Source organism: Bacteroides sp. OM08-11 (assembly GCF_003438665.1).
Lineage (GTDB): Bacteria > Bacteroidota > Bacteroidia > Bacteroidales > Bacteroidaceae > Bacteroides > Bacteroides cutis.
In genome coordinates, this window is sequence record NZ_QSTJ01000002.1 from 88,763 (window position 1) to 111,061 (window position 22,299).

Annotated in this window: 25 protein-coding genes; 6 read left to right on the top strand and 19 right to left on the bottom strand. The window is 42.2% G+C overall.

Annotated elements, in window-relative coordinates:
* Positions 1-135 precede the first annotated feature (135 nt).
* The 6 genes from rsgA to DXC10_RS04210 all read right to left on the bottom strand — a co-directional run bounded on the left by rsgA (position 136) and on the right by DXC10_RS04210 (position 7,206).
* Positions 136-1,068, bottom strand: coding sequence for a ribosome small subunit-dependent GTPase A (gene rsgA / locus DXC10_RS04185; RefSeq protein ID WP_101544297.1), 933 nt, complete (start codon positions 1,066-1,068; stop codon positions 136-138).
* A 114-nt stretch (positions 1,069-1,182) separates the two neighbouring features.
* Entirely contained in the window at positions 1,183-1,743 is a 561-nt protein-coding gene (gene frr, locus DXC10_RS04190; RefSeq protein WP_101544299.1) for a ribosome recycling factor, read from the bottom strand.
* Between the two features lie 146 nt (positions 1,744-1,889).
* Positions 1,890-2,600, bottom strand: a complete 711-nt coding sequence (pyrH, locus tag DXC10_RS04195; protein ID WP_117737392.1) for a UMP kinase — start codon at positions 2,598-2,600, stop codon at positions 1,890-1,892.
* An 82-nt stretch (positions 2,601-2,682) separates the two neighbouring features.
* On the bottom strand, positions 2,683-5,178 hold the full coding sequence (locus tag DXC10_RS04200) for a heavy metal translocating P-type ATPase (protein WP_117737393.1): 2,496 nt from the start codon (positions 5,176-5,178) through the stop codon (positions 2,683-2,685).
* Positions 5,179-5,297: 119 nt separating this feature from the next.
* Positions 5,298-5,885, bottom strand: a complete 588-nt coding sequence (locus DXC10_RS04205; RefSeq protein WP_101544305.1) for an AraC family transcriptional regulator — start codon at positions 5,883-5,885, stop codon at positions 5,298-5,300.
* Positions 5,886-5,895: 10 nt separating this feature from the next.
* On the bottom strand, positions 5,896-7,206 hold the full coding sequence (locus DXC10_RS04210) for an MATE family efflux transporter (protein WP_117737394.1): 1,311 nt from the start codon (positions 7,204-7,206) through the stop codon (positions 5,896-5,898).
* 164 nt (positions 7,207-7,370) lie between these two features.
* Between DXC10_RS04210 and DXC10_RS04215 the strand changes: the two genes are divergently transcribed.
* Positions 7,371-8,057, top strand: a complete 687-nt coding sequence (locus DXC10_RS04215; protein ID WP_180949217.1) for a tetratricopeptide repeat protein — start codon at positions 7,371-7,373, stop codon at positions 8,055-8,057.
* A 10-nt stretch (positions 8,058-8,067) separates the two neighbouring features.
* Here DXC10_RS04215 and DXC10_RS04220 read toward each other — a convergent pair whose 3' ends face one another.
* Genes DXC10_RS04220 through DXC10_RS04230 form a run of 3 tightly spaced genes read right to left on the bottom strand, consistent with a single transcriptional unit; the run spans position 8,068 to position 9,615 of the window.
* Positions 8,068-8,850 carry a biotin--[acetyl-CoA-carboxylase] ligase gene (locus DXC10_RS04220; protein WP_101544311.1) on the bottom strand — a complete coding sequence of 261 codons (783 nt, stop codon included), beginning with the start codon at positions 8,848-8,850 and terminating at the stop codon, positions 8,068-8,070.
* Complete coding sequence (locus tag DXC10_RS04225; protein WP_117737395.1) at positions 8,834-9,190, bottom strand: MmcQ/YjbR family DNA-binding protein; 357 nt, start codon at positions 9,188-9,190, stop codon at positions 8,834-8,836. Before DXC10_RS04225 ends, DXC10_RS04220 begins: the two co-directional genes overlap by 17 nt.
* Positions 9,191-9,249: 59 nt before the next feature.
* Positions 9,250-9,615: a YraN family protein gene (locus DXC10_RS04230; protein ID WP_117737396.1), complete on the bottom strand. Its 366-nt coding sequence runs from the start codon at positions 9,613-9,615 to the stop codon at positions 9,250-9,252.
* Positions 9,616-9,708: 93 nt separating this feature from the next.
* Between DXC10_RS04230 and DXC10_RS04235 the strand changes: the two genes are divergently transcribed.
* Positions 9,709-9,942, top strand: a complete 234-nt coding sequence (locus DXC10_RS04235) for a hypothetical protein (protein ID WP_101544316.1) — start codon at positions 9,709-9,711, stop codon at positions 9,940-9,942.
* A 42-nt stretch (positions 9,943-9,984) separates the two neighbouring features.
* The gene (locus DXC10_RS04240; protein ID WP_180949218.1) at positions 9,985-10,419 is read left to right on the top strand and encodes a nucleoside deaminase; all 435 of its coding nucleotides are present in this window, start codon (positions 9,985-9,987) and stop codon (positions 10,417-10,419) included.
* Here the strand turns inward: DXC10_RS04240 and DXC10_RS04245 are convergent.
* The 3 genes from DXC10_RS04245 to DXC10_RS04255 all read right to left on the bottom strand — a co-directional run bounded on the left by DXC10_RS04245 (position 10,416) and on the right by DXC10_RS04255 (position 12,138).
* Positions 10,416-10,670, bottom strand: a complete 255-nt coding sequence (locus DXC10_RS04245; RefSeq protein WP_101544318.1) for a DUF4834 family protein — start codon at positions 10,668-10,670, stop codon at positions 10,416-10,418. The genes DXC10_RS04240 and DXC10_RS04245 overlap by 4 nt on opposite strands.
* 66 nt (positions 10,671-10,736) lie before the next feature.
* Positions 10,737-11,444: a CDP-diacylglycerol--serine O-phosphatidyltransferase gene (gene pssA, locus DXC10_RS04250; protein WP_101544321.1), complete on the bottom strand. Its 708-nt coding sequence runs from the start codon at positions 11,442-11,444 to the stop codon at positions 10,737-10,739.
* A gap of 4 nt (positions 11,445-11,448) precedes the next feature.
* On the bottom strand, positions 11,449-12,138 hold the full coding sequence (locus DXC10_RS04255) for a phosphatidylserine decarboxylase family protein (protein WP_101544322.1): 690 nt from the start codon (positions 12,136-12,138) through the stop codon (positions 11,449-11,451).
* 173 nt (positions 12,139-12,311) lie between these two features.
* Here DXC10_RS04255 and dnaE point away from each other — a divergent pair, with 173 nt between their 5' ends.
* The 3 genes from dnaE to DXC10_RS04275 all read left to right on the top strand — a co-directional run bounded on the left by dnaE (position 12,312) and on the right by DXC10_RS04275 (position 16,839).
* Positions 12,312-16,109, top strand: coding sequence for a DNA polymerase III subunit alpha (gene dnaE / locus DXC10_RS04265; protein WP_117737532.1), 3,798 nt, complete (start codon positions 12,312-12,314; stop codon positions 16,107-16,109).
* 64 nt (positions 16,110-16,173) lie between these two features.
* Complete coding sequence (gene trxA, locus DXC10_RS04270) at positions 16,174-16,488, top strand: thioredoxin (protein ID WP_101544327.1); 315 nt, start codon at positions 16,174-16,176, stop codon at positions 16,486-16,488.
* Between the two features lie 18 nt (positions 16,489-16,506).
* Entirely contained in the window at positions 16,507-16,839 is a 333-nt protein-coding gene (locus DXC10_RS04275; protein ID WP_101544329.1) for a hypothetical protein, read from the top strand.
* A 274-nt stretch (positions 16,840-17,113) separates the two neighbouring features.
* Here DXC10_RS04275 and DXC10_RS04280 read toward each other — a convergent pair whose 3' ends face one another.
* The 7 genes from DXC10_RS04280 to DXC10_RS04310 all read right to left on the bottom strand — a co-directional run bounded on the left by DXC10_RS04280 (position 17,114) and on the right by DXC10_RS04310 (position 22,299).
* Complete coding sequence (locus DXC10_RS04280) at positions 17,114-17,332, bottom strand: immunity 17 family protein (protein ID WP_101544331.1); 219 nt, start codon at positions 17,330-17,332, stop codon at positions 17,114-17,116.
* Positions 17,333-17,399: 67 nt separating this feature from the next.
* Positions 17,400-17,825, bottom strand: coding sequence for a tRNA (adenosine(37)-N6)-threonylcarbamoyltransferase complex ATPase subunit type 1 TsaE (tsaE, locus tag DXC10_RS04285; protein ID WP_101544334.1), 426 nt, complete (start codon positions 17,823-17,825; stop codon positions 17,400-17,402).
* A gap of 71 nt (positions 17,826-17,896) precedes the next feature.
* A complete protein-coding gene (locus DXC10_RS04290) occupies positions 17,897-18,730 on the bottom strand; it encodes a metal ABC transporter permease (protein WP_101544336.1) in 834 nt (277 codons plus the stop codon).
* Between the two features lie 41 nt (positions 18,731-18,771).
* Complete coding sequence (locus DXC10_RS04295) at positions 18,772-19,200, bottom strand: phospholipase (RefSeq protein ID WP_101544339.1); 429 nt, start codon at positions 19,198-19,200, stop codon at positions 18,772-18,774.
* 80 nt (positions 19,201-19,280) lie between these two features.
* Positions 19,281-20,543, bottom strand: coding sequence for a 3-phosphoshikimate 1-carboxyvinyltransferase (locus DXC10_RS04300; RefSeq protein WP_117737397.1), 1,263 nt, complete (start codon positions 20,541-20,543; stop codon positions 19,281-19,283).
* Between the two features lie 162 nt (positions 20,544-20,705).
* A complete protein-coding gene (locus DXC10_RS04305; RefSeq protein ID WP_101544343.1) occupies positions 20,706-21,332 on the bottom strand; it encodes an aminotransferase class IV family protein in 627 nt (208 codons plus the stop codon).
* Positions 21,316-22,299, bottom strand: a complete 984-nt coding sequence (locus DXC10_RS04310; RefSeq protein ID WP_101544344.1) for an aminodeoxychorismate synthase component I — start codon at positions 22,297-22,299, stop codon at positions 21,316-21,318. The genes DXC10_RS04305 and DXC10_RS04310 overlap by 17 nt, the downstream gene beginning before the upstream one ends.

A 22,299-nucleotide genomic window follows, 5' to 3' on the forward strand; every position in this document is an offset into this window, starting at 1 on the left:
ATAGTATTAGTATATATTTATGCCTTTGATTTTGGACTGAAAAGGTACGAAAAGGTTTAAAAAAGGAAGAGTTAAAAAAAGTGATAGAAAAATGAGAAATTCCATCACCTTTGCCACTTTGTCATTTTATCATCTTCAATACGCTGCCCTGTATTTTCCTTCCTCCTTATCTTCCAGCATGTTCAGATAGGAAGTATAACGTGATTCGCTGATATAATGATTTTCTACAGCTTCACGTACGGCACATCCCGGCTCGTGGCGGTGTGTACAATTATTATAGCGGCAATCGGCAGAAATTTTGAATATTTCGGGGAAGTAGTGTCCTATTTCTTCTTCCTCCATATCAAATGTGCCGAAACCTTTAATACCTGGAGTGTCAATGATATATCCGTCACCTGTTACAGGGAACATTTCAGAAAAGGTGGTGGTATGCATACCTTTATTATGATATGTAGAGATTTCACCAGTCTTGATGTCAAGTTCCGGTAAGATGGCATTAATAAGAGTTGATTTACCCACTCCAGAGTGTCCAGAGAAAAGGGTTATTTTTTCTTGAAGTTCTTCTTTAATACTATCAATCCCTTCGCCTGTCTTGGCGGAAATCTTGAAGCAGGGATAACCGATGTAAGTATAAAGATTGGTAAGTCCGTCTAAATAACGTAATTCATCTTCATCGTAAACATCCACCTTATTAAATATAATTTTAACGGGGATGCGATAAGCTTCGGCTGAAGCTAAAAAACGGTCGATGAAGATAGTGGATGTTTCTGGATAATTCACTGTTACCACTAACATGCATTGGTCAAGATTGGCGGCAAGTATGTGGGATTGTTTGGATAAATTGGAGGAACGGCGGATAATATAATTCTTCCGGTCTTCTATTTCGCAGATAAAGGCTGTGCCTTCTTGGTTTAGTATGATTTGTACATAATCACCTACAGCTACCGGATTAGTACTTCGGATACCTTTTAAACGAAAGTTTCCTTTGATCTTACACTCGACGTATGCTCCTTCGTCGGTCTTTACCAAATACCAACTTCCTGTGTTTTTAATAACAAGTCCTCTCAATTTAATTCATAATTGATAATTGACAATTGGCAATGAATAATTTGACACAAATATATCCTATTTTTAGGAGGAAACGAGTTATCAGTTATTCATTGTCAATTGTCAATAAATAGATTATACTGTCATAATTTCCTTATCTTTTGCAGCTAACATATCATCAATCTGCTTGATATATTTATCATGGATTTTCTGCAACTTTTCTTCACCGCCTTTTTGAGCATCTTCTGCAAGACCTTCTTTTACAGCTTTCTTCAAAGCATCGATTGCATCACGACGAGCGTTGCGAACGCTTACTTTGGCCGTTTCACCTTCAGCTTTACACTGTTTGGCAAGCTGTCTACGGCGTTCCTCGGTCAATGGTGGTATACCGATACGAATGATTTCACCGTTGTTTTCAGGCATGATACCCAAAGAAGAGTCGATAATAGCTTTTTCAATAACACGGAACATGCTTTTATCCCATGGTTTGATAGCGATACTGCGTGCATCGGGAGTATTAACAGCCGCTACGTTATTGATAGGTACCATACTACCGTAAGAATCCACACGGATACCATCCAACAAACGGACGTCGGCTTTTCCTGCACGAATATGAGCTAATGCCTCTTCCAGATACATCACTGCCATATCCATACTCTCTTGCGCTTCGTCTAAGATGTCTTTTACGTCTTTCATATTTCTATAATTTGAAGTTGCTTGATTTGAAACTTTGCAAATATAATTATTTCACTACAGAGGACACAGAGGACATAGAGTTTTTTTTTCTTTAAAACGTTATTACCAATATTTTGTTATCACTTTATGTACTCTACGCTGAATTGTCAGTTGTGTACGAGTGTACCGATTTCTTCGCCTTGCATTACTTTTTTCAGATTGCCTACCGTATCCATATCAAACACGATGATAGGCAGATTGTTTTCCTTGCACATACAGGTGGCTGTGAGGTCCATTACTTTCAATCCGCGCTTCAGCACCTCATCATAAGTGATGTCGTGGAACTTGGTGGCAGTCGGGTCTTTTTCGGGGTCGGCGGTGTAGATTCCGTCAACGCGGGTACCTTTCAGCATAACGTTGGCTTCAATCTCGATGCCTCGCAGACTGGAACCGGTGTCGGTGGTAAAGAATGGATTTCCTGTTCCGGCGGACATGATGACTACTTCGCCTGCTTCCATACACTCAATGGCTTTCCATTTATTGTAGAACTCGCCGATAGGTTCCATGCGGACAGCCGTCAGCACACGTGCTTTTACACCGGTAGCTACCAATGCCGAACTTAGTGCCAGACTGTTGATTACCGTAGCCAGCATACCCATTTGATCGCCTTTTACACGGTCGAACCCTTTATTGGCACCGCTCAGCCCACGGAAAATGTTTCCGCCACCGATGACGATACCTATTTGTACACCCAATTCATGAATTTCCTTAATCTGTGCAGCATATTCGGCAAGACGCTTCTCGTCAATACCATATTGCTTTTCTCCCATCAGACTTTCACCGCTGAGTTTCAATAAAATTCGTTTGTATGTTGCCATAATTTTAAAGTTTGTTCTCTTTAGCGACAAAGATAACGGAATTTGGGTGCAATACAATCAAGTTGACCTGAATTTGTATCAGTTATTCTTTGAGTGTATAGTCTCCCGCCTTGTCTGTTACCACAGCCTGTAACTCGCTCAATGGTTTTTCTTCTTTTGAAAACTCAACGATGGCTACCGGAGGGTTAAGGGTTACTGTGGCGTGTACGCCTTCAATGGTGTTCAACGCATTTTCTACGTGCATGCGGCAGTGGTTGCACGTCATGCCTTCTACTTTAAATTCTTTCTTCATGATTTCTTCTGTTAATGGTTTTACATCTTCTTCGGCAACTTGCAACTCTGAGGCGGGAGTTTCCGTGACTTCTATCTTTTTCCTTTTCAACCTCAAGCTGTTGGTTACTACACTGACACTGCTGAATGCCATGGCAGCACCTGCTATCATCGGGTTTAGCAGGAAACCGCTGATGGGATAGAGTACACCGGCGGCGATGGGCACGCCGATTACGTTGTAGATAAATGCCCAGAACAGGTTTTGATGAATGGTTTGCACGGTCAGCTTGGAAAGTTTGAGAGCTTCCGGTATCTTGGTCAGGTCGGAAGATATGATAGTCATCTTGGCTACATCCATGGCTATATCACTACCGCCCCCCATGGCAATGCTTAAATCGGCTTGTGCCAAGGCGGCACTGTCGTTGATGCCGTCGCCAACCATGGCTACTTTTTTGCCTTCCTGCTGCAACCGGCTGATAAAAGCCGCTTTGTCTTGTGGCAATACGCCTGCTTTGTAGTGCGCGATTCCTGCTTTACCGGCTATCTCCCTGGCGGTGGCTTCATTGTCCCCCGTCAGCATATAAACCAGAATACCGGCAGCCTGCAATTCACTAACGGCTTGCACGGAAGTCTTCTTGATTTGGTCTGTAATACCTGCTATCGCTAACGCTCTTTCCTCATCGGCAAACCAGATGACGGTCTGGGCATCCGCCGTCAGGCGGGCGGCTTCATCGCTGAGTGATTGCCCCACTGCAATGTGGTTCTCGTCCAATAGTTTGCGATTGCCGGCATAATAGGTTTTTCCGTTTTGTTCACCCTTCACGCCTTTGCCTGTGATACTCTCGAAGTTGTCTATATTTACACTTTGTGCCTCCCGGAAGTAGTGTACCACTGCTTCGGCAAGCGGATGCTCCGACAACTTCTCCAGGCTATAAAAGATATTTTCGGCATTTTCGGCCTGCGTAGCCCAGATTAAATCGCTGACTACCGGTTTGCCTTCCGTCACTGTTCCGGTTTTGTCCAGTACCACCGTATCAATCTTCTTGGCAATCTCCAGGCTTTCGGCATCTTTTATCAGGATACCTCTTTCAGCGCCTTTGCCAATGCCTACCATGATGGCGGTAGGAGTGGCAAGTCCCAGGGCACACGGGCAAGCGATGATAAGTACCGTAACCAGTGCCAGCAGTCCGTGCGTAAATCCGTTTTGCCCGTCCAGCAACATCCATGCGATAAAAGACAGCACGGCGATGCCTATAATGACAGGCACGAAAATTCCTGCAATCTTATCAACCAACTGCTGCACGGGCGCTTTGCTGCCTTGTGCATCCTGCACCATGTGGATGATTTTAGCCAATAGAGTATCTGTCCCGACTTTCTCGGCACTGAACCGGAAACTTCCTTTCTGGTTAATGGTTCCGGCAAATACTTTAGCCTCCTTTTGTTTGGCTACCGCTACCGGTTCGCCACTCAACATGCTCTCGTCTACATACGAGGTTCCTTCCGTCACAATGCCATCGACCGCAATCCGCTCTCCCGGTTTCACCAGAACGATGTCTCCGGGACGGATTTGTTCAATCGGGATTTCTACTTCTTCGCCTGAGGGAGTAATCATTGTTACCGCCTTAGGTTGCAAGCCCATTAGTTTCTTGATGGCAGATGAGGTATTTCCTTTTGCCTTTTCTTCCAACAAACGTCCTAAGAGAATGAAGGCGATAATGACACTTGCCGCCTCAAAATAGACATGCGGATGAATACCTCTTGACATCCAGAAGTCGGGGAAAAGCATATTGAACAGGCTGAACACGTAGGCAATTCCGGTACTGTTGGCTACCAGCGTATCCATATTGGCGCTGCCATGCTTCAGCTGCTTCCAGGCACTGACGAAGAAACTTCTTCCCAGCCAGAAGACGACAGGGGTGGAGAGTATCCACATAATGAGGTTGGCATACGGCATATTCATAAAGAACATGCCGATAATCACAATCGGTACGGACAGGATGATAGCCCAGGTAGTGCGGAACTTCAACGCCCGGTATTTCTTGTTGTGCACTTGCTCCACTTCATCGAGTGTGTTCTCGTCTTGCTTAATCAGCAAGTCATATCCTGCCGCCTGTACTGCTTGTTGCAAAGTCTCGGGCGTGCATTGCGAACGGTCATATTCCACCGTTGCCACTCCCGACGCATAGTTGACGGCAGCTTTACTGACCCCCGGTTGATGATTGAGGGTTTTATCTATCCGCGCGGCGCAAGAGGCGCAACTCATTCCTAATACGGGAAATGCTTCTTGAACAGTATTCTTGTTTGCCATAATGATAGGTTGTTTTTCTTTGTTATTTCTGGAACAAAGATACGGCAAAGAAGTTGTGAGAGGTTATGGAATTATGGATTTGATTTATAGAATTACGGCAGGTGTTGCTACGGGCAGATTTATACTTCGTCGAGCGGTTTGCGCTTATGCTCTTTTATCTTTTTGAAGTAACTGGGAGTCAGTCCCGTTACACTTTTGAACTGGGCGCTGAGATAGGCGGCACTGGAGTAGTTCAGCTTGTCGGCAATCTCGTTCAGGGAGAGTTCTCCGTATACCAGAAGTTCTTTGGCGCGCTCTATCTTCTGTGCAATGAGGTATTTCTCGATAGTAGTATTGGTAACTTCCGAAAAGAGTTTGCTCAATGAACTGTAATCCCGGTTGAGCTTGGATGCCAGATGGTCGGACAGATTGACCTTCAAGTCACTGTCTTTGTAGTGCACCAGCTCGATAATCGCATCTTTTATCTGCTCTATCACCTGCGACTTCTTGTCATCCATCAGCTCAAAGCCGAAAGGTTCCAATGCTTCCTTTACGGAATGATAGACTTCATCCGTTACCTGCGTCTGCAATATGGCAACGCCCAACTCTACCGATAGAGGTTGTAACCCTAATCTTTTAAGTTGGTCTTCTACCACCATGATGCAACGGTTGCACACCATATTTTTGATATGGAGGATATTCTCCTGATGGATATTTGTCTTTGTCATAGTCTTTTTGTTAGTTGGATGTAAAGATAGCGAATATTTTTTTGCTGAGTAGGGTCTGTGCCACTCCTCTCATGAAAAGATAAGTGAGGAAAGCCAGCCACAGGGCATGGTTTCCCAGGACAGGACGCAGCCCGTAGTACAAAGTAAAGAAGCAGATAGCTGCTATTACCATAGATAGAAGCATGCCTCGTGTTGCCGTGGCACCGATAAAGATGCCGTCCCATATAAAGGCGGCAATTCCGGCTACCGGTATGGCGAGTGCCCAATAGAAATAGGTGTCGGCGGCGGCTATCACTTCTTTGTCATCAGTCAGTAGTCCGAGGAAAGCATCTCCTCCCAGAGCATAGACTAATGTAAAAAGTACTACCATTACTCCGCCCCAGGCGAATAAACGGCGGGTTGTATCTGTAAATGCTTCCCGGTTTCGGGCTCCGATATACCGTCCGCTCAATGCCTCTCCCGCATAGGCAAAGCCATCCATCACATAAGAGAACAGTGTAAAGAGTTGCATCAGCAGCGTATTCACCGCCAAGATAATCACTCCTTGCGAAGCTCCTGCCGAAGTAAAGAACAACGTAACCGCCACAAGGCAAAGCGTCCGCAAGAAGATATCCCGGTTTACCCGGAAGAAACGGCTCATGGCTTCTTTTTGCAATATCCCTTTCCAGATAATGTACTTTTTCAGTTTGCCGTATTGATACATCCATAGAGCCACGCCCATGAAGAATCCGGCATATTGGGCAATCAGCGTTCCAAGGGCAACACCCTCCACTTTCATGTTGCACAGATATACCAGGCTGAGGCTGGCAGCGATGTTAACTATATTCTGGGTAATGGCAATGTACATGGGGATGCGTGAATTTTGCATGCCGATGTACCAACCGGAGAGTCCATAAAGCCCCAACATGGCGGGAGCGCCCCAAATGCAGATATGGAAATAGAGCGTTGACAGTTCTCTGACCTCCTCCGTCGGATGGATGATTAGGAAAGCTGCTTGCCGGATGGGTATTTGCAACAAAATAAGCAGGATGGCTACTGCCAGACCTATTCCGACTGAGCGCAGGAGCAGGCGAACAATTTCGGGTATATCTCGTTTTCCGTAGGCTTGTGATGTCATACCACTGGTACCCATACGTAGAAAACCGAAAATCCAGTAGATGATATTGAACAGCATTCCGCCCACGGCAATGGCACCTATATAAGCAGGTGCACCCAGGTGTCCGACAATAGCGACGTCAATCAATCCCAGTAATGGGACGGTGATGTTCGATACAATCGAAGGCAATGCTATTTGCAGGATTTGTTTATTTCTGGAATTCATATTGTTTTTATAGTCAGCAAAGGTACATATAAAAGAAAAAACAGTGAGAAAGATTAACTATATTTCTACTTTCAGCTGTTGACTGTTGTGAGTAAAGTTTGTACATTTGTAGATGTATCTTTATGAGACTGTATTGGGCTGTAAACTATTTATATATTTTAATAATGAAAACCTTAGCTTTATTTGTTACTTTATTATTGACATGTCCTCTGTCACTTTGGGCACAGTCGGCAGAAATTTTGTTGCAGAAGGTGTCCGATGCACTTTCGGTTGATAAAAGTGATTATGCGGTAAGTCTGTTTCGGCAGGCTGTGAATATCAATGTAGACCTGGTAGAAATGTACTATTGGACGCATGTTGACAAACGTTCTGGGATAGCCCCACGATTAGCAAAGGAAATGGCCATATATTATAAAGAAAAACGTGACTATGATAAAGCTTATCTTTTCTATAAAGAGCTTCTTCAATATTTTCCTGAAGATGTGTCCGTACTTGTACCGTGTGCCGAAATGCAGATGATGCGTGGTAAAGAGAAAGATGCTGTAAACCTTTGCGAAAAGGTATTGATGCTTGATGCGAATAATCTTCAGGCCAATATATTCCTTGGTAATTACTATTATCTTCAGGCAGAACAGGCCAAAAAGAAAATAGAAGAAGATTATAAGAAAATATCTTCTCCTACGCGGATGCAATATGCTCGATATCGTAACGGACTTTCAGATATCTTTTCTACGAGATATGTCAGAGCAAAATCCTATTTGCAGAAGGTACTTCAGCTCTTTCCGTCCACTGAGGCGGGAAAAACGCTGGAGAAGATAAAGAAAGTAGAAATAGAGATGAACAACTATTAAAGAATATTTTTTAAGTAGGGAAATTCCCTACGTATTTTACTTCCTTGAACAGGTATTCCCGGATGTATCCTGCTTCATCTTTTAGAATAAGTCTTCCGTCCGGTTTCACGCGTTCCAGAAAAGCACGGAACTGGCCGTTGCAATCTTCGTAATGGTGAAGACCCTCCCGACGGAAAAGATGGAGTCCGTAATTGGTAGAAATTAAGGTTGATGTAGTTGTTTCATCTGTTTGCAATAGGGTATAATATTTTTGAATACGTTGCATAATACCGTCCAATATAATTCGCCGATTGTACTCCTGTCCAGTGATTTGTTTCAAGGATATTGGGTTAGGGGCATTACTGTAAAACTCTTCCTGATTAATATTTATTCCGATACCAGAAATACTTCTTTCAATGAAATGGCTAGATAAATCATTCTCTATCAGTATACCACAGATTTTCTTATCCTTCCAATAAATATCATTAGGCCATTTGATGGAAACATCATTTATCCATTGGTCTAGTTCTTCTTTAATGGAAAGGGAAACAATTTGTGAAAGAATGAACTGTCGACGAGCTTCCAGAAAAACAGGATAGAGTACGAAACTAAACAGAAGGTTTTTCCCTTTGGACGCTTCCCAACTATTACCGCGTTGTCCCTTACCGGCTGTTTGAAATTCAGCGGTAACTGTTGTAAACTCAGCAATAGTTTCCGGTTGTTCGTTACAGATATGACTGAGATATCGGTTTGTGGAATCGGTCTCCTGCAAACAGATTAAGGGGTATGTGAAAGTATCAGGGGAGGATATCATATTCGGTACGCATCTTTTTAGTAAACTTCTTCAGAACTTCTTCGTAGGAATGATCTATCAAATGTTTTATCAACTTGTCATCCGCATCACTATCTAGAAATACTTGGTTCCAATATTTCTTATTGAAGTGCCAAGCACCTTCAATGGCATTGTAGTGGTCACGTAACTCTAGGGCATATTCAGGGTCACATTTCATTGTGATACGGTCCGGGGTATTGAGATTAATGCATAAATACATTTTTCCCATCACTCTAATGACAAGAATGTCTTCACCAAAGGGAGTATCTTCTGTGGTGGCTTTTTTACTGAGACAGTATTCACGAACAGTTTCTATATCCATGATAGTAGTTACGATTTAATTATTAACATTCAACGATTGAAAATTTTCATTTCAAGTTCTCAAAATATGGGCGGATAAAAGGCTTCTTTGATATGTTCTATCTCAAGATCTCCTTTCTTGCCGACAGCGGTAACAATATCAAAACGAACAGGAGCGTCAATATTGTAATGCTTTATATAAGCATCTGCGGCAATAACGATACGTCGCACTTTTTGCCAATTGACAGCATCTTGTGGCTCAATATAGTCCGTATTACTACGGGTTTTCACTTCTACCACAATTAATACTCCGTCTTTGGTTGCAACGATGTCCAGTTCCAGATGATTTTTTCGCCAATTACGGTCGCGTATGGTGTAACCATTACTTTCCAAGTATGCTACTGCCGCGTCTTCACCGATTTTCCCGAGGAGGTTATGTAGTGCCATTATTCTTTTGTCCTAATTTTTAGTTGTTTCGATACAAAATTAAGCTTTTTCTGCTTTGTTTTTACAGAAGTAAAAGTAATTTTGCATTGAAATATGAGAAAGAGAGATAAAACCTGTACTAAAGCGACGCTTGAAGAACCAAAACGTGAACAACGGATGGTATGTTTGATGAGCGAAGAGGAGCTGCGGATTGTAGATCGTTATCTTGATAAATATAAGATAACGAATAAATCGCGCTGGCTAAGGGAAACTATTCTTATGTTTATCCATAAAAATATGGAAGAGGATTATCCTACTCTTTTTGGAGAGCATGATATGAGACGGTGACAGAAAGTGGTAAGGTGCTAAAGTGATAATGGTAATGTGATAATGACGGATACGGATTATATGAAGCAAGCGCTTCTTGAAGCTCAAAAGGCAAGTGAGAGGGGAGAAGTGCCCGTTGGTGCGATAGTGGTGTGTAGAGATCGTATCATAGCTCGTGCACATAATCTTACCGAAACTCTGACAGATGTCACTGCTCATGCTGAAATGCAAGCTATCACTGCTGCTGCCGCTACTTTGGGGGGGAAATATCTAAATGAATGTACATTATATGTAACTGTAGAACCTTGTGTGATGTGTGCAGGCGCTATTGCTTGGGCGCAAACCGGACGTCTTGTTTTTGGTGCGGAAGATGAAAAACGAGGATATCAACGCTATGCTCCACAGGCGTTGCATCCTAAAACAGTCGTAATAAAAGGTATACTTGCAGATGAATGTGTCGGATTGATGAAAAACTTTTTTGCCGCCAGACGCCGTTAATCTTTAATTTCTTCAAAGTCTACATACTCTCCTTCATCCTCAGAGAATAGTTTCTTGCGTTTGGAATATGTTGTATTGTCATCTGGTTTCGTCTTTTTCTGAGAAAAATCGGAGGAGTGGTCTTGATGGCTTTTGGATGAACGATGCCCCCCGAAACCGAAAATGCTACGGATAACGGTACCGACAATGCTAAGTCCAATAAGTAGAATAGCAATTATGATAATAAATAAGAAACCTAAAATATGAAACATGGGCTAATGTCTTTAATGTGTTCGTTTTCTACGAACGATAGTACAACAACCGTGCCAAGAAATTGTTTATTTACTTTTTCTCGTAAACAGTGACAGTAATATGTACCATACGATGATGGCTGCAAAGCCACTGACTTGCAAAAAGGCAAGAAGTGGAATACATACGGTAAGAAAAATAAAGCTTACTTTATTATCTTTCCAGGAAAGACTTTTGAACTTTAGGGAGAACATAGGGATTTCAGCCACCAACAACCAAGAAAACAGGCAAACCAATACTAATAAATAAAACGGATTGAAAGCGTCTGAAACTAAAAAATCGTGTGTCCCCACCACTAAAGAAGCCCAAAATAATGCATTTGCTGGAACTGGTAATCCTACAAAGGAGATTGTTTGGCGGGTATCATTATTGAATTTTGCCAGTCGTAATGCTGAAAATATGGACAATAAGAATGCTAAATATGGAAATAAGGTTGCCACACAGCCCATTCCGGCAGGGTAGTGCATTTCTTTGAAAACGGAAAATACAATAATTGAAGGTGCTACACCGAAACTAACATCATCTGCCAAAGAGTCCAGATCCTTACCAATAACAGAATGAGCATTCAACAAGCGAGCCATCATTCCATCAAAAAAATCAAAGACTGCACTCAAGATGATAAAAAGAAGTGCGGATTCATACTTGGCTTCAAAGGCCATGACGCAAGCAATACACCCGGAGAATAAATTCAGGCAGGTTAGAGTATTGGGAATAGGACGGGTGATGCGATTTGCCATTATATTATTTAAGTTTTGCTATCACGGTTTGATTACCGGTAGTCAGTTGTCCTAGTTTTACAAATATTTCCGTACCTAACGGAAGAAATACATCTACACGGGAACCGAATTTGATGAATCCCATGTGCTCGTCGATGTAACATTCTTCACCCGGTTCGGCATAAGTTACGATACGCCGTGCCATGGCTCCAGCAATTTGTCGTGCCATGATCTCTACACCTTCAGGAGTTTCAATCACTACAGTAGATCGTTCGTTATCCGTACTGGCCTTTGGAAGCCAGGCTTTCATGTACTTACCATTCTGATGTTTCACCATCTTTACGATACCATCCACTGGATACCAATTGGCATGTACATTGACAAGGCTCATGAAAATAGAAACCATGATACGGCGGTCATGGAAATATTCATTCTCTTCCACCTCTTCTACGACTACTATTTTTCCGTCAGCGGGTGCAACGACTATTTTCTCGGTATCTTCTTGGCCGAATAAACGTATTGGGCAACGGAAGAAATTTACCAGTATACCGTATACAATAATACTAATAACGGCTACTATATAGAAGGGTATTTTACACTCCAAGCCGAAATATAATACGGCATTGACGGTAAGTATCAGTAGAAGGCTACCTGCCAGTGTATGTGTTCCTTCACGGTGAATACGTATCTTTTTTAATTTTTTTAGTCGGCCCATGTATCTTGTTTTATTCTTTTTGAATACAAATTATCGGCAAAAATAGGCTTATTTTGAAAATCTAACAAGGATTTGAGCATAGAAATGCAGATGTTGATAACTTTTTGAGGAATATTTTTGTTAGGTGTTACATACATCGTACCTTTATGCTCACTTATAGAAAGGATATATTTATGCAGGATTTTGTTCATTTACACGTTCATACCCAATATTCTCTTCTCGATGGTCAGGCCAGTGTAAGCAGACTGGTGGACAAAGCTATGAAAGATGGTATGAAGGGTATCGCCGTGACCGATCATGGTAATATGTTCGGTATTAAAGAATTCACCAATTATGTTAATAAGAAGAATGGCGGTCCGAAGGGAGAAATAAAAGATCTTAAAAAGAGAATTGCCGCTTTGGAAAGTGGCGAAATAGTCTGTGGGGATAAAGAAGCGGAGATTGCTGATTGTAAGACAAAGATTGTTGAGGCTGAAAATAAATTGTTTAAGCCTATCATAGGCTGTGAGATGTATGTAGCCCGCCGTACAATGGATAAGAAAGAGGGCAAGCCTGATCAGAGTGGATATCATTTGATTGTGTTGGCAAAGAATGAAAAAGGTTATCATAATCTGATAAAGTTGGTTTCACGTGCCTGGACGATGGGATATTACATGAGGCCACGTACAGACCGGAATGAGTTGGAGAAGTATCATGAAGGCTTGATTGTATGTTCTGCCTGTATAGGAGGCGAGGTACCGAAGAAGATTATCAATGATCAATTGGAAGAAGCTGAAGAGGCTATCCGCTGGTACAAGAACCTTTTTGGGGATGATTATTATCTGGAATTGCAACGGCATAAGGCTACCGTATCCCGTGCCAATCACGAAGCTTATCCTATGCAACAAAAGGCAAATGCCAAATTGCTGGAATATGCCCAAAAATACAACATTAAAGTTATCTGTTCCAATGACGTTCACTTTGTGGACGAAGAAAATGCGGAAGCTCACGACCGTTTGATTTGTCTTAGTACGGGTAAGGATTTGGACGATCCCACTCGTATGCTCTATACCAAGCAGGAATGGATGAAGACAAAGGCGGAGATGAATGAACTCTTTGCTGATGTACCCGAGGCATTGTCCAATACGTTGGAAATCTTGGATAAGGTGGAGTATTATTCCATTGACCATGCGCCTATCATGCCTACCTTTGCTATTCCCGAAGGCTTCGGAACGGAAGAGGAATACCGTAGAAAATATACAGAGAAAGATCTGTTTGATGAATTTACGCAAGATGAAAATGGAAATGTCGTACTGGATGAGGAAGCTGCTAAAGCTAAGATTAAACGTCTGGGTGGGTATGAAAAACTTTATCGTATCAAGTTGGAAGCTGATTATCTTGCGAAATTGGCATTTGATGGTGCCAAACGGATTTATGGTGATCCTTTGTCTGATGAAGTAAGAGAGCGTCTGGTTTTTGAATTGTACATCATGAAGACAATGGGTTTCCCTGGTTACTTTTTGATTGTACAAGACTTTATCAATGCGGCTCGTACACAGTTAGGTGTTTCTGTTGGTCCAGGGCGTGGTTCGGCTGCCGGTTCGGCAGTGGCTTACTGTTTGGGTATTACTAAAATCGATCCTATCCAATATGATCTTCTGTTTGAGCGTTTCTTAAATCCTGATCGTATCTCTTTGCCCGATATTGATGTGGATTTTGATGATGACGGACGTGGTGAGGTGTTACGTTGGGTGACTGAGAAATATGGGCAGGAGAAAGTAGCGCATATCATTACATACGGTACCATGGCAACTAAATTGGCCATCAAGGACGTTGCCCGTGTACAGAAGTTACCTTTGTCAGAGTCCGATCGTTTGGCAAAATTGGTTCCAGATAAAATACCGGACAAGAAATTGAATTTGCCCAATGCGATTGCATATGTGCCCGAATTGCAGGCAGCAGAAGCGTCACCAGATCCTTTAGTACGGGATACTTTGAAATATGCCAAGATGCTCGAAGGTAATGTACGCGGTACAGGTGTACATGCCTGTGGTACGATTATTTGTCGCGATGACATCACGGATTGGGTACCTGTAAGTACAGCCGATGACAAGGAAACTGGTGAAAAGATGCTTGTTACCCAATACGAGGGTTCGGTCATCGAAGATACAGGTTTAATCAAAATGGACTTCTTGGGATTGAAAACATTGTCTATCATCAAGGAAGCCGTAGAAAATGTACGTTTACATCGGGGGATGCAGTTGGATATCGATAAGATATCCATCAATGATCCTGCTACTTATAAACTCTATTGTGACGGACGGACAATCGGAACCTTCCAGTTTGAATCCGCCGGTATGCAGAAATATCTGCGTGAGTTACAACCAAGTACTTTTGAAGACTTGATTGCCATGAATGCACTCTATCGTCCGGGACCTATGGATTACATTCCGGATTTTATCGACCGTAAATGGGGACGTAAACCTATTGAGTATGATATTCCTATCATGGAGAAATATCTGAAAGACACGTATGGTATTACGGTTTATCAGGAACAGGTCATGCTTTTGTCACGCTTGTTGGCGGACTTTACTCGTGGTGAGTCCGATGCTTTACGTAAGGCGATGGGTAAGAAACTGCGTGATAAGCTAGATCACATGAAACCGAAATTCATTGCGGGGGGACAGAAGAATGGACACGATCCGAAAGTCCTTGAGAAGATTTGGACGGACTGGGAAAAATTTGCATCATACGCATTCAATAAATCTCATGCTACGTGTTACTCTTGGGTTGCTTATCAAACAGCATTCCTTAAAGCTAACTATCCGGCAGAATACATGGCAGCAGTGATGAGCCGAAGCTTATCGAACATAACGGATATCACTAAATTGATGGATGAATGTAAGGCGATGGGTATCAATACACTTGGTCCGGATGTAAACGAGTCGAACTTGAAATTCACTGTAAATACCGAGGGTAATATTCGTTTTGGTTTGGGTGCTGTGAAAGGTGTAGGTGAAGGTGCCGTACAAAGTATTATGGAAGAACGTGAGAAGAACGGTCCGTTTACCGGTATCTTTGATTTTGTACAACGTGTCAATCTGAACGCCTGTAATAAAAAGAACATTGAATGTTTGGCATTGGCAGGTGGCTTTGACAGTTTTCCTGAATTGAAACGTGAACAATATTTTGCCGTGAACTCTAAAAATGAGGTGTTTATTGAAACATTGGTACGCTACGGAAACCGGTATCAGGCTGATAAGGCGGCTGCCGCAAACTCTCTGTTTGGTGGTGAGAATGTGGTCGATATAGCTACTCCCGAAATACCTTTGGCTGAACGTTGGAGTGACCTTGACCGTTTGAACCGTGAACGTGATTTAGTGGGTATTTACCTCTCTGCTCATCCTCTGGATGAGTATTCTGTAGTTTTGGAACATGTTTGTAATACCCATATGGCGGAATTGGAAGATAAAGCAGCCCTTGTAGGTCGTGAAATTACGATGGGGGGAATCGTTACTTCCGTTCGTCGTGGTATCAGTAAAAACGGTAATCCATACGGTATTGCTAAAATAGAGGACTATTCCGGTTCGGCAGAACTTCCTTTCTTTGGTAACGATTGGGTGACTTATCAGGGATATTTGGGAGAACGGACTTTCCTTTATATAAAAGCACGTTGTCAGCCCAAGCAATGGCGGCAGGACGAACTGGAACTAAAGATTACGTCGATGGAGTTGCTGCCTGATGTTAAAGAAAAACTGATTGAAAAAATAACCATTTTTATTCCGTTAAGTGTGCTAAACAAGGCATTGATTACCGAACTTGCCGAACTGATGAAAGAACATCCTGGAACGACGGAACTTTATTTCAAAGTTACCGATCCGGACAGTAAGATGACAGTTGATTTGATATCCCGTCCGGTCAAACTTTCAGTAGGACGTGACCTTATCTCTTATTTAAAAGAGCGTCCCGACCTTGGATTTCGGATAAATTAGTTATCTTTGCTCTAAATGACGGATATAGTAAACATTAAACAATTAATAATTAATCATTAAAGAAATGGCATTAGAAATTACAGACAACAATTTCAAGGAGATCCTGGCAGAGGGTAAACCTGTAGTGATTGACTTTTGGGCACCGTGGTGTGGACCATGTAAGATGGTAGGACCTATCATTGATGAATTGGCCGGAGAATACGAAGGGCAAGTTGTCATTGGTAAATGTGATGTAGATGAGAATGGTGATGTTGCAACTGAATTCGGTATTCGCAATATTCCTACCGTACTTTTCTTTAAAAATGGCAAGTTGGTAGACAAGCAAGTTGGTTCTACTCAAAAAACTGAATACGTTGCTAAAATAAAAGCATTGTTATAATCTTTAAATAATAAAGTTATGGGACTAGAAGACGATTTTTTGAAGAATGATGTCGATGACGAAAAGACCATTGAGTACATCAAAAACTATTTGCCACAAGAGTTGAAAGAGAAGTTCTCTGACGACGAGTTCTATTATTTTCTCGATTTGATTGACGAGTATTATTCAACCAGTGGTATCCTTGATGTGCAGCCTGATGCCGAAGGATATATCGACATTGATCTCGGAAAAATCGTGGACTACATTATCAAGGAGGCTCATAAAGATGAGATAGGTGACTATGAACCGGAGGAAATTCTTTTCATAGTGCAAGGTGAGATGGAATATACCGAATCTTTGGAAGATGAGTAGCCGGGCGAAATAGTGCCTGTTTCTATTCCTGAGGATGAATAGAAAATATTTGTATTATGCGCATCTTCTCCCTGTATGGGGAGGAGGTGCGTTTTTCTATATAAATAAGATAAATGCAGTATTCTTTTGCTAAAAAGTGGATGTATATTTAACTTTCACATGGTTAGTGCCATTAAAGTGGCACTACTGTGCCAATATAATGGCAACGTTGTGCCAACATAGTGGCATAAATGTCAGACCTATATATGAATACAGGGAATAAGGTGATTGTCTTTTACCGTGTTTCGGGCATATTCAGGAAAAAGAATAGAGCTGTACAGATAAGTATAAGGCCCAATACGCCATAGAACCAGCGGGCTTGCTTTCGACCTACGTTGCGCACGACAAATTGTGTGTTCTGAGCTGTAAAGAACCATTCCCAGTCGAGAAGCGCCGCCAGTAGAGAGATGATGCCTGCAGCGGCAAAGATGCCTTGTACGATATATTGGCTCATTAGAAATAAAGAATTAGAATGAAAAATAGAGAGAGATAAAAAAACACTTAGGAAAGAGCTGGAAATTTTATTCAAAATCCTCCAATGTAACCTTGCGTTCTCCGTTTTCTACTTCTTCAATCGTAACCTTGATGGCATTACCCGGCAGAAGTTCTTCAATCAGTTCCGGCCATTCAATGAAACAAAGCGCACCGCTGTAGAAATAATCTTCGTATCCCATATCATAAACTTCTTCCAGTTTTTTGATACGGTAGAAGTCGAAATGATAAATTAATTCACCGGCAACATCGGAACGATATTCATTAACAATGGCAAAAGTGGGGGAGGTGATGACGTCGGATACACCAAGTTCCTCACAGATTGCTTTGATAAAAGTTGTCTTACCGGCTCCCATTTTTCCGTAGAGAGCAAAAACGGTATTGTCACCCATAGCTTCGATGAATTGGCGGGCGGCTTCATGAATTTGGTCTAATGACTGAATTTTGATTTCCATTGTTACAGTTTTTGATATTCACCACAGAAAACGTATCGATTGCAGAGGTTTATTTGTATATATCTATGTAATCAATCTGTGGTATGAAGTAATTTCTTGGGCAAAGATAGATAAAAACTTTTTCCGGCCTTACAAACTGCGTAAATAATAATGGAGAAGAAAATAATGGCAGCACCGGAGGGCACGTTGAGATAAAACGAAATCATCAGTCCGCCCAGGCAACTGAGGTAGCCTATACCGATGGACAACCAGATGATACGATGAAAACGGTGTGAAAAGAGATTAGCCGTCATCTGCGGTATGGTAAGTAATGAAATCACCAACACAATACCCACCATGCGTAGACAGGCTACGATAGTCAACGCAATGAACATCATCAATACATATTCGAACAACTGTACAGGGATACCTTGCGAACGTGCAAATTCGCGGTCGAACGCTACATAGATTATCGGTCGAAGATATAGTATGAAGAAAAAAGCAAGGACAAGGGCAAGTCCACATAACAGTGCAATGTCTCCTACCGTTATTGTAAGTATATTACCGAAAAGATAAGCTGATAAATCGGGTGCAAAACCTGGAGAAAGAAAAGTGAACATGATACCCAATGCCATTCCCAATGTCCAGAACACGGCAATAGCAGAATCTTCACGCATATCTTTCCGCTTACTGAGCCACTCTACTCCGAAAGCCGACAGCACTGCGAAAATTGCGGCTGATAGGATAGGTGAAATACCAGTATAAAGCCCTAAGCCGATACCTCCGAAAGAAGCATGTGTCAATCCTCCACTGATAAATACCAACCTGCGGGTGACGATATACGTACCAATGAGTCCGCAAACGATACTTGCCAGCAGACTACCTATAAGGGCATGTTGAAAGAATGTATATTGCAGGAGCTCCATTGTTCGGTTAAAAGTTAAGAATTAAATTTAGTTAGGTAACTTCAGGCATGAGGAGTGATACGGCGTTCTCCTATAATCAAAAACACCTCATCTTTTATATTGTCAGGTAATGCAATACCTCGTAACTGCAAGCTACGCACCCATCCGGCAACATCGATATCTTGCATGGTATAAAAGATGTCACGGAATTCATCTTCCTGTTCTGGAGTATAGGCTTCGGGGGCGATACCGATGTACTTGTCTAGTTCCTCGTCGTCGTAATATTCTATCTTTCTACTTACAGCAGCCAGCAGACTGTCACGTTCGCAGATTTCATGTTGTCCGCAACACTCCGCATCCACTTCACGTACTTCGGGCATAGCATCCAACTCGCCACGGTCAATCTTCTTTTGAAGTCTCCAGTTGCGCAATATTCCTGCCGCGGCAGCTACTAGGGCAAGGACGATCAGACTAATAATCAGTATCCACATGAGTTTCCTTTCTCTGAAAAATATGTCCTTCTAATGAACGGACAAAGATACATATTGTTTTACTGATTGCAAAATCACGGCTAAGATATTGCTTGAATCTGGAAACCGGCTTTTTGTAAATCTTCCCAATAAGCGGGATATGATTTGGAAACCACTTGTGGCTCATCAATACGAATTTCAGGAAACATGAGACTGGCGGGGGCAAATGCCATTGCCATGCGATGATCTTCGTAAGTGGATATCACAGGGATTTTCTCTGTGGGACAACGTTCACCATTCCACGTCAGAATACTGTCTTGTTCAGAACGTACTATATATCCCAACTTATGTAGTTCAGTGATGAGTGCCGTGATACGATCGGTTTCCTTTATCTTAAGACTTTGTAATCCGGTGAAGCGGAAAGGAATATTCATCAGGCAACAAGTTACAACGAATGTTTGTGCCAGATCAGGGATATCTACCATATTTTCTACAAGATGAGCTACGGGAGTCCCTTTGGGAGTAAGTTTTACACCCCGGCCGGTATATTCGGTACAGACACCTAGACGTGAAAAGATTTCCGCTCCGCGACTATCACCTTGATAACTGTGGAGAAATAAACCGGACAATTCAATTTTAGAAGTTACCGGTTCTGTCTTTGCTCTCTTTTTCATGCCTTCAAGTGCCAACATTTGATACCAGTAGGAGGCGGCACTCCAATCACTTTCCACAGTGAATGGTACATCCTGGTAACCACCGGGTTGCACGGTAATACTGTTTTCTGAGGTCCATTCAGCGTGTCCGCCGAAGTCACGCATCAATTGCAGTGTCAAGTTGATGTAAGGGCGAGAAATTATGTTCCCCGTAAGGTACAGGTGTAATCCCTCAGGGAGTACGGTTCCTATCATCAGCAGGGCAGATATATATTGTGAACTGACATTTCCGGCGAGATAAATCTCATTCTTTTGCAGCTCAGTGCCGATGATACGAAGAGGTGGAAAACCCTCATTACCGATATACTCGATATTTGCGCCGAGTTGGCATAAGGCATCTACTAAAATACGGATAGGGCGCTGTTGCATACGTGGTGTACCGGTAATAGTATGTGTACCGGGTGTTACGCTAAGGTAAGCGGTGAGGAAACGCATAGCTGTTCCGGCTGCCATGATATCTATGTGTTCCGGATTATCTTGCAGGGCACGTATCATAACACGGGTATCGTCACAATTACTCAAATTGCATGGTATCTGTTTGCCATGGGAAAGAGCATGCAAGACAAGTACACGATTACTGATACTTTTGGACGCAGGCAACTGTATAGTGGTTTGCAACGGTATTTCGGGAGCGGAAATGATATAGCGCATAATTGTATTCGTTAATTTATAAGTGATATTCTACTACAAAAGTAAAATAAATCTTCGGAAAATGGAAATTTGATTATTAGGCATTTTCCTTTGCTGTATTCCAGAAATGTGTCGGAGACAGATAGAAGCTAAATATGTCTGCCGTTTCTTTAAATAGCGGAGTTATCTGCATAGTCCTGAAGCTTGTAATACTGTACCAGATTTTGTTAAGGAAAAAGGTAGTTCCAACTCCCCCCAGTCTATCATGGCATTAAAAAGGCGGATGGTGGAATAAGACGGTATGTCTTCAATACAGATATTCCTTTCCACAAGGATCCCTTTATCCAACAATTCGGTACGTTTGGTACCTTTCATCAGAGGGTATTGCGGAGTGTACCAACACTTGCTGTCGGAGAAGGCAATGTTGGCGATGCTGGTATCTGTAAGCAAGTTATGTCGGACAATCAGAATGTCGTCACAGGAACCACGTTGTGTGAATAACTGATTAAGTACATCACGGTTCGTATTTTTATAGGCGTAGTCGATGTTGTCTGCTTGTATCAATGCCAGTGAATGGACAGGTCGTATAGTGTAGGGGGTACAGGTTATTTCTTCGATACCATCCCGGCTGTAAATTACCCGTAATTTATATATACCGTTTTCGGGAACGGAAGGCAGATAATTTGTCAATTGTAGAGCAGGGCTTTCCGGCCAGAAGTGGGTACGGGTATTATTCAGCCGTTGATTATGGTAGGATAGATTACATATCTTGCCGTGGTCTATACGTATGGTTTCAATAAATCGGTACATATATCTTTTGTTTCATTTCGTTATATTCGTTTTCCCAATGGCTTTTGGCTGTAATACCACCTCCTGCTTTGAAATAGAGGCGGTCATTCTCTTGTTCGATAAAACGGATCATGACGGCACTGTCCAAATGTCCGTTATCATAGTAACCCATGACCCCGGTATAGAAACCTCGTTCGTAACCTTCTGCTTGAGTAATGATTTGCATGGTGCGGGGTTTGGGAGCACCGGTAATGGAGCCGGCGGGTAATAATTTGAAAAGAATGTCACCGATATGCGTTGTATAATCATCAGGCAGTATACCGCAAATTTCGGAACTGGTCTGGAGGATACTTCCTCTATTAGTTTGTAGGCGGTCTATATAGCGATAAGATTTGACCATAACATGGTTGGATACCATACTTAAGTCATTCCTTATCAGATCTACGATGGTGGCATGTTCGGCGGTTTCTTTTAAATCGTTCAGCAATGTTGTTTCGGCATGAGGTAAGGTCGCGTCAATTGTACCTTTCATAGGGAAAGATTTTATTTTCCCTTCTTCGATCCGAATGAAGATTTCAGGGGAAAAACAGACGAACCTGTCTTTTAGCCAAAGTTTGTATAGAGCCTGAGAGTGGAGAAATATATCTTTCAATGCCAGATTGGTACTGATGGGAACTTTACATGTTAGATTGGTCAGATAACTGTTTCCTGCCAGTATATTTTGTTTTACATGATCGAAAGAACGTTTGTATTCACAAGGAGCCGGTGCACTGTATTTCCAGTCTATTGCTCCGGTATATGGCGGTACATCATTACCGGCATTTCCTGTTTCTCTGAACTGGAAGAGACAGGATGCCGCATCTATTTTGTTGATTTCCTCGATGAAAGAATGCTCTTGGAGGTAATCAATAATAAAGAGAAACGGAAGATTGTGTCGGGCTAATTTATTTATTCTATTGATAGCTTCTTCTTTACTATATGTTTTCAT

Bases quoted from the DNA above. Each gene is read 5' to 3' on its own strand.
- frr (WP_101544299.1), bottom strand. From the start codon at position 1,743: ATGAAAGACGTAAAAGACATCTTAGACGAAGCGCAAGAGAGTATGGAT.
- pyrH (WP_117737392.1), bottom strand. From the start codon at position 2,600: ATGGCAACATACAAACGAATTTTATTGAAACTCAGCGGTGAAAGTCTG.
- DXC10_RS04200 (WP_117737393.1), bottom strand. From the start codon at position 5,178: ATGGCAAACAAGAATACTGTTCAAGAAGCATTTCCCGTATTAGGAATG.
- DXC10_RS04205 (WP_101544305.1), bottom strand. From the start codon at position 5,885: ATGACAAAGACAAATATCCATCAGGAGAATATCCTCCATATCAAAAAT.
- DXC10_RS04210 (WP_117737394.1), bottom strand. From the start codon at position 7,206: ATGAATTCCAGAAATAAACAAATCCTGCAAATAGCATTGCCTTCGATT.
- DXC10_RS04215 (WP_180949217.1), top strand. From the start codon at position 7,371: ATGAAAACCTTAGCTTTATTTGTTACTTTATTATTGACATGTCCTCTG.
- DXC10_RS04220 (WP_101544311.1), bottom strand. From the start codon at position 8,850: ATGATATCCTCCCCTGATACTTTCACATACCCCTTAATCTGTTTGCAG.
- DXC10_RS04225 (WP_117737395.1), bottom strand. From the start codon at position 9,190: ATGGATATAGAAACTGTTCGTGAATACTGTCTCAGTAAAAAAGCCACC.
- DXC10_RS04230 (WP_117737396.1), bottom strand. From the start codon at position 9,615: ATGGCACTACATAACCTCCTCGGGAAAATCGGTGAAGACGCGGCAGTA.
- DXC10_RS04235 (WP_101544316.1), top strand. From the start codon at position 9,709: ATGAGAAAGAGAGATAAAACCTGTACTAAAGCGACGCTTGAAGAACCA.
- DXC10_RS04240 (WP_180949218.1), top strand. From the start codon at position 9,985: ATGACGGATACGGATTATATGAAGCAAGCGCTTCTTGAAGCTCAAAAG.
- DXC10_RS04245 (WP_101544318.1), bottom strand. From the start codon at position 10,670: ATGTTTCATATTTTAGGTTTCTTATTTATTATCATAATTGCTATTCTA.
- pssA (WP_101544321.1), bottom strand. From the start codon at position 11,444: ATGGCAAATCGCATCACCCGTCCTATTCCCAATACTCTAACCTGCCTG.
- DXC10_RS04255 (WP_101544322.1), bottom strand. From the start codon at position 12,138: ATGGGCCGACTAAAAAAATTAAAAAAGATACGTATTCACCGTGAAGGA.
- dnaE (WP_117737532.1), top strand. From the start codon at position 12,312: ATGCAGGATTTTGTTCATTTACACGTTCATACCCAATATTCTCTTCTC.
- trxA (WP_101544327.1), top strand. From the start codon at position 16,174: ATGGCATTAGAAATTACAGACAACAATTTCAAGGAGATCCTGGCAGAG.
- DXC10_RS04275 (WP_101544329.1), top strand. From the start codon at position 16,507: ATGGGACTAGAAGACGATTTTTTGAAGAATGATGTCGATGACGAAAAG.
- DXC10_RS04280 (WP_101544331.1), bottom strand. From the start codon at position 17,332: ATGAGCCAATATATCGTACAAGGCATCTTTGCCGCTGCAGGCATCATC.
- tsaE (WP_101544334.1), bottom strand. From the start codon at position 17,825: ATGGAAATCAAAATTCAGTCATTAGACCAAATTCATGAAGCCGCCCGC.
- DXC10_RS04290 (WP_101544336.1), bottom strand. From the start codon at position 18,730: ATGGAGCTCCTGCAATATACATTCTTTCAACATGCCCTTATAGGTAGT.
- DXC10_RS04295 (WP_101544339.1), bottom strand. From the start codon at position 19,200: ATGTGGATACTGATTATTAGTCTGATCGTCCTTGCCCTAGTAGCTGCC.
- DXC10_RS04300 (WP_117737397.1), bottom strand. From the start codon at position 20,543: ATGCGCTATATCATTTCCGCTCCCGAAATACCGTTGCAAACCACTATA.
- DXC10_RS04305 (WP_101544343.1), bottom strand. From the start codon at position 21,332: ATGTACCGATTTATTGAAACCATACGTATAGACCACGGCAAGATATGT.
- DXC10_RS04310 (WP_101544344.1), bottom strand. From the start codon at position 22,299: ATGAAAACATATAGTAAAGAAGAAGCTATCAATAGAATAAATAAATTA.